This window comes from Kiritimatiellia bacterium (assembly GCA_028715905.1).
In the GTDB taxonomy this organism is placed as follows: domain Bacteria; phylum Verrucomicrobiota; class Kiritimatiellia; order JAAZAB01; family JAAZAB01; genus JAQUQV01.
In genome coordinates this window covers 5148-10139 of record JAQUQV010000067.1, presented here as the reverse complement: position 1 = coordinate 10139, position 4992 = coordinate 5148, and the positions used below count along the sequence as shown (strand labels likewise).

The window sequence follows — 4992 nt, the reverse complement described above, 5'->3', positions numbered from 1 at the left end:
AGGAGCCGGAAGCCGAAGGGGGTGTAATTCGTGCCGCCGACCGAGCTGACCACGCTCAACGCTTTGAAAGAGCAGCTGGGTATTGACCTGGCGGACTATACCCATGACAACATGCTCAACCGCATAATCTGGGCCGTTAGCGCCGCAATGGAATCGTACTGCAACCGCAGCTTTGCTCTGGCGGAGCGCGAGGAAGTTATCCGGCCTTCGTACACTGATACACTCCTGCTGTCTGCATATCCGGTGCTTTCCGTCACCAGCCTGACATATGGAGACGATCTGCTGGCCGAAGGCAGCTACCGCCTGGAGGCCGAGCGCGGCGCGCTGATTCTTCTGGACGGAGAGTGGCGCGACGAAGTCACGGTGGTGTATTCGGCCGGCTACGTGCTGCCCGGCGGGGAGAACATCCAGGCGAAGCCCCCGATCACGCGCAACCTGCCATATGATCTCGAAGATGCCTGCCTGCTCTGGTGCACCATGAAATACAATACCGACTCCCGGACCGGAATTAAAAGCGAGGGAGTGGACGGCTTGCGGGTGAGCTATGACGACCTGATCGCAGCCGGCGGTATTCCCGCCGCGGTTCGGGCGCTGATCGATCCGTACCGCCGTCTGCTGGCGTAATGGCGGCGCGGCGAGTTGCCGGGCGGGAATATCCGACACGGGACCTGGACCTGTTCAGCCGGGACCTGCAGCAGCTGATCAGGGAGATGCCCGGCGAGATAGGCGCGGTCGTGGCTGAGGCTACCGGCGAAATGGAGCAGGCGGTGCGCCGGAAATACGGAGAGGTAACCACGCAGCGAACCGGCAACCTGCTGGCCGGTATTGCGGCCGATGTGCGGCAGACGGCCGCGACGCGGCACGTGGGGATGGTCAAAAATACAGCCCCGCACACAACAATCGTGGAATACGGCACCGCCCCCCGGGCGCATAAGAGCGGCAAGAGCACGGGGGTGATGCCGGAGCTCGCTCCGCTTAGGAAAGCGTTCGACGAGAACGAGCGCCGGATCGCCTCTCGGGCATCCGAAAAAATCCTGGCGCTACTGGAGCAGCGGATAATAGGGCGGTGAAGCGGACATGCCCCTGGACTTTAAGCAGTTTTTAAGGCGTTACGAGACAGTCGTGGCTATCATTAGCAATCCCGACGGAACCTGGAGCGAGGATGGCAAGTTCGCGCCCGGTGAAGAAAAAACCGAAATAGTGCGCGGTGCGATCCTGCCCCTCTCCGGCGACGAGTTACAGCAGGCCGAGGGCGGCGCCTACACCGCCAACGACCGTAAGCTGTATATCCACCGCCGCCTAGTCCAGGGCCAGGAGGTAGAGGCGCGCGGTGTGCGCTACCTGGTGCGCGCCGAGAAGGACTACTCGGCATACGCCTCGGGCTTGCGGGTGTATATCCTGGCGCGGAAGGGTGAGGCCGGTGCTTGATTTCGCCGCCGTCCGGAATAACATCCAAGCCGGCCTGCAGGCGTACTTGCGGGAGGCTTACGACGGCATTTTGGTGGTATTCGTCAACCCGGAGGCGCCGGAACCGCCGCAGCCGTACATCACCATGAACTTCACATCGCTCTACATTCCAGAACCGGGGCGGGCGCCGGAATTTGAAGAGATCGTGCCGTACGACCCGTCGAGGTGGGGACACGACCCGCCGAAGGACTTTGAATCTGACGTGCGAATCACCCGGCGCTCAAATGACGAAATGGTCTGCTCATTCACCGTTCATGCCGCAGATCGGGATCAATCCCATGCCATCGGCCTGGCCGCGATTCGCTGGTTTGAGGTGGACGGCTACGGTTGGCTCAAAAACCGGGGAATTATTCCGGCCGAAATAATGGCGCTTACCAGCCGGGACGCTTACCTGATAGACGCCTGGCAGCGCCGCGTTGGCTTCGATGTGCGCTTCCGGGTAACAAGCAGTATTGCGCGGTACTCGGATACTATTGAGACCGCGGATATCCAGCGAAAGGAGTGAATTTGCAGTGGTCCATGATCCTAATTCCGACGTGACTATTGTTATTACCAGGATGACCCAGCCGCTGACCCAGTTCGGTTTCGGGCTGCCGCTGCTTTTCGGTACCGGCGTCGATGTGCCGTACACCCTGTGCGCCGATATCGCTGCGGTGGAGGAGGCCGGCTTCGCCGTGGGCACCGACGTCTACAAGATGGCCCAGGCGATCTTCGCGCAGAGCCCCCGGCCCGAGCGCGTAGCGATATTCGGGGTTGACCTGGAGGCAGAGGGTGACGAAGCATCTGTCACTATCGAAAACGCCGCCGGCACGGCATCGCTCACCATCACCCCCGATTCCGAGGGCGCGTTGGCCAAATCGAAAGGCAACGGGGTAAAGGTGGTATTTGTCGATTCCGGTGGGGGCGGGCTGAGCGCGTCCTATACCGGCGGCACGCTGACCATCGATGTAGGCGACGCTACCCCAACTTTTGCCAGTATTGCTGCGGAGATCGACGGGACGACAGGGTTCGCCGATACCGTCGTAACCGGCGGGGAGGTGGAGTTCACCAAGGACGATCTCGCCGTGACCGGCACCCTCGAGGGCGGTTACGACGACCTGGCCGGCGGCATGGTGGTGGCACTCAACCGGCTTATGCGTTCTCGCAGCGACTGGTATTTCCTCTTAACCGACCAGGGCGGGCCGGATGAGATTAAGGCGGTCAGCGCCTGGGTGGCCGCAAATCAGCGGCTGTATTTCGTCCGCCCGAATCTCTCCGTGGCCAACACGGTGATCCTGGCCGGCCAGTTGGCCAGCGAGCGCACCGCAATCATGTGGCACGACGATCCAGACCTGCATCCGGAGGCGGCTTGGGTGGGCAAGTGCGCGCCGTACCTGCCCGGGCAGATCACCTGGAAGTTCAAGACTCTGACCGGGATTGCCGCGGCGGAGGTAAGCAGCACGCAACTCGCCGATCTGCATGCGGCAAACTGCAATACCTACTTGAGCAAGTACGGGGTGCTGCAGACTTCCGAAGGGATGACCACCGGGAACGAGTTTATTGATGTGATTCGCAGCCAAGACTTCGTCGAGGCGCGTCTGGCGGAAGGGATCAGCCGGCTGCTGTTCCTCTCGCCTAAGGTCCCCTACGATTCCCGGGGCATCGCTCTGGTGGTGGCCGAGGTGGAGGCAGTCATGCAGTTGGCTGTGCGCCAGGGCATTATCGCCGTGGATGACGACGGCAACGGCGAATATACGGTCACCGCACCGGAAATTCTGGACATTCCGGTTAACGACCGGGCGAACCGTCACCTACCGGATGTGTATTTCGACTTCCGCCTGGCGGGGGCCATCCATACGGTCCGCGTCCAGGGCGTAATCCGGGTATAAGGAGGGATTAAAGCATAATGAGCGATTCCGTGACCTACGATCCCCGTGATGTTAATGTTGTCGTGGGCAACGCCTTTCTGACCGGTTTCGCCGAGGGCACGTTTGTTTCGTGTGAAAAAAACGAGGATCATTACACTCCCCACGTCGGCGCGCAGGGAGAAGTTGACCGGGCGCGCAACGCAAACTCGCTTGGGATGATCACCGTCACGCTGAAACACACCAGCCCCTCAAACGCGCACCTAAATAACCTGGCCAAGAGTCTGGAGATGTTCCCGGCCCGGGTGGTGGACCGCAATACGCCGCAAACCATGGTCGGGGGCTCGCAGTGCTGGATCGTCAAACCGGCGAATCTGGAGCGCGGCCGAGAGATCACCGGCCAGGAGTGGCAGATCATGTGCGCTGATTATGATGTCAGCATCAAGGAATAAAAAAGGCAGGGGCAAAAAAAGGAGGGTATTTATCGTGGCCATCGGCTCCAAAAAGGTGACCGTAGGCGACACTGAATACACGCTGCAAAAAATACCGGCCCGGGAGTGGGTCCGGCTCCGGCAAAGATGCACCAAAAACGGCAATTTAAACGAAGAGAAGTTTATCGACGAAATCCTTGAGCATATCGTGGTAGATCCGAAAAAGCGCTTGGACGATTTCGAGGATTACTCCGAACTGGAGGAGGTCGTGGCCGAAGCCGTCAACTTTCAACACGGGCGGCCGATTCTTTGAACGCGAAGAGGCATACGCGCAATACCTGGCCGCCGCCCGGGACAACTGGCCCCTGTGGCGGCTCATTTTTTCCGACGGCGGCATCGTGCTCCATATCGATCAGATGAGTTGGGGCGACGTGCTCGAAGCCAACGCGGCCTTGGATATTGCTATCGCGGAAGCCCGGAAGAAGGTGAAATAAATGTCCCGCATAAGACGCTTGAGCGTCACCATTGAAACCAATACCGCGAACGCGGTTCGCCGGCTCAAGGATCTGGACAGCAAGGTAAACAAGCTGTCGAACAGCTTCAGCAATGTGCTGAAAAGCGCAGAGAAGTTCGGCAAGTGGGGCATGCTCCGGATCACCGCGCCGCTCATGGCTATGGGCGGGTTGATGATTAATACCGCTTCCTGGGCCGAGGAAATGGGCGCGAAGTTTAACGTCGTTTTTAAGGACATGGCGGCCGCAAGTGAGCAGTGGGCGGCGAATATGGCCGGGGCCATCGGACGGTCGAAGTACGACCTGATGAGCTACTTAGCCGAAATGCAGAACCTGCTCGTCGGCATGGGCATGGCCCGGGAGGAGGCGGCGCTATTCTCCCGGGAGATCGTCGAAATGGGAATCGACATCGCATCGTTTGAGAATATGGCCGATACCGACGCCTTGCACAATATGCAATCGGCGCTCACCGGGATCCATACCGCCGCACGGAGCCTGGGGGCCGTCTTAAACGAAAACACCCTGGCCCTGGCCATGCAGGAGATGGGCCTCCAGGGGACGTTCCAGCAGCTGGACGAGAACCGAAAAACACAGGTGCGGTTCCGGGCTATCGTCATGCAATCGCAGGACGCTATCGGCAACGCGGCGCGGGAAACGGACACCTTCGCGGGTCGGTTGAAATCATTGAAGGGGGCTTTCAAGGATCTGTCGGTCGACCTGGGAAACGAATTATTGCCG

8 protein-coding genes are annotated in these 4992 nt (G+C 60.0%); all 8 read left to right on the top strand.

From position 1 onward, the window contains the following. Nucleotides 1-30: 30 nt before the first annotated feature. Nucleotides 31-624 (top strand): phage head-tail connector protein, encoded by a 594-nt coding sequence (locus PHP98_10510; protein MDD5484058.1) that lies wholly within the window; start codon nucleotides 31-33, stop codon nucleotides 622-624. Then, nucleotides 624-1070: a hypothetical protein gene (locus PHP98_10505; protein ID MDD5484057.1), complete on the top strand. Its 447-nt coding sequence runs from the start codon at nucleotides 624-626 to the stop codon at nucleotides 1068-1070. The genes PHP98_10510 and PHP98_10505 overlap by 1 nt, the downstream gene beginning before the upstream one ends. Before the next feature lie 7 nt (nucleotides 1071-1077). Continuing rightward, nucleotides 1078-1428 carry a hypothetical protein gene (locus PHP98_10500; protein MDD5484056.1) on the top strand — a complete coding sequence of 117 codons (351 nt, stop codon included), beginning with the start codon at nucleotides 1078-1080 and terminating at the stop codon, nucleotides 1426-1428. Beyond that, a complete protein-coding gene (locus tag PHP98_10495; GenBank protein MDD5484055.1) occupies nucleotides 1421-1972 on the top strand; it encodes a hypothetical protein in 552 nt (183 codons plus the stop codon). Before PHP98_10500 ends, PHP98_10495 begins: the two co-directional genes overlap by 8 nt. Nucleotides 1973-2024: 52 nt before the next feature. Further along, on the top strand, nucleotides 2025-3335 hold the full coding sequence (locus PHP98_10490; GenBank protein ID MDD5484054.1) for a DUF3383 family protein: 1311 nt from the start codon (nucleotides 2025-2027) through the stop codon (nucleotides 3333-3335). A 17-nt stretch (nucleotides 3336-3352) separates the two neighbouring features. Then, nucleotides 3353-3763 (top strand): DUF3277 family protein, encoded by a 411-nt coding sequence (locus PHP98_10485; protein ID MDD5484053.1) that lies wholly within the window; start codon nucleotides 3353-3355, stop codon nucleotides 3761-3763. Beyond that, nucleotides 3741-4055 (top strand): hypothetical protein, encoded by a 315-nt coding sequence (locus tag PHP98_10480; protein ID MDD5484052.1) that lies wholly within the window; start codon nucleotides 3741-3743, stop codon nucleotides 4053-4055. The genes PHP98_10485 and PHP98_10480 overlap by 23 nt, the downstream gene beginning before the upstream one ends. A gap of 199 nt (nucleotides 4056-4254) precedes the next feature. Then, nucleotides 4255-4992, top strand: a 738-nt coding sequence (locus PHP98_10475) for a hypothetical protein (protein MDD5484051.1), incomplete at its 3' end; no start/stop codon positions are given.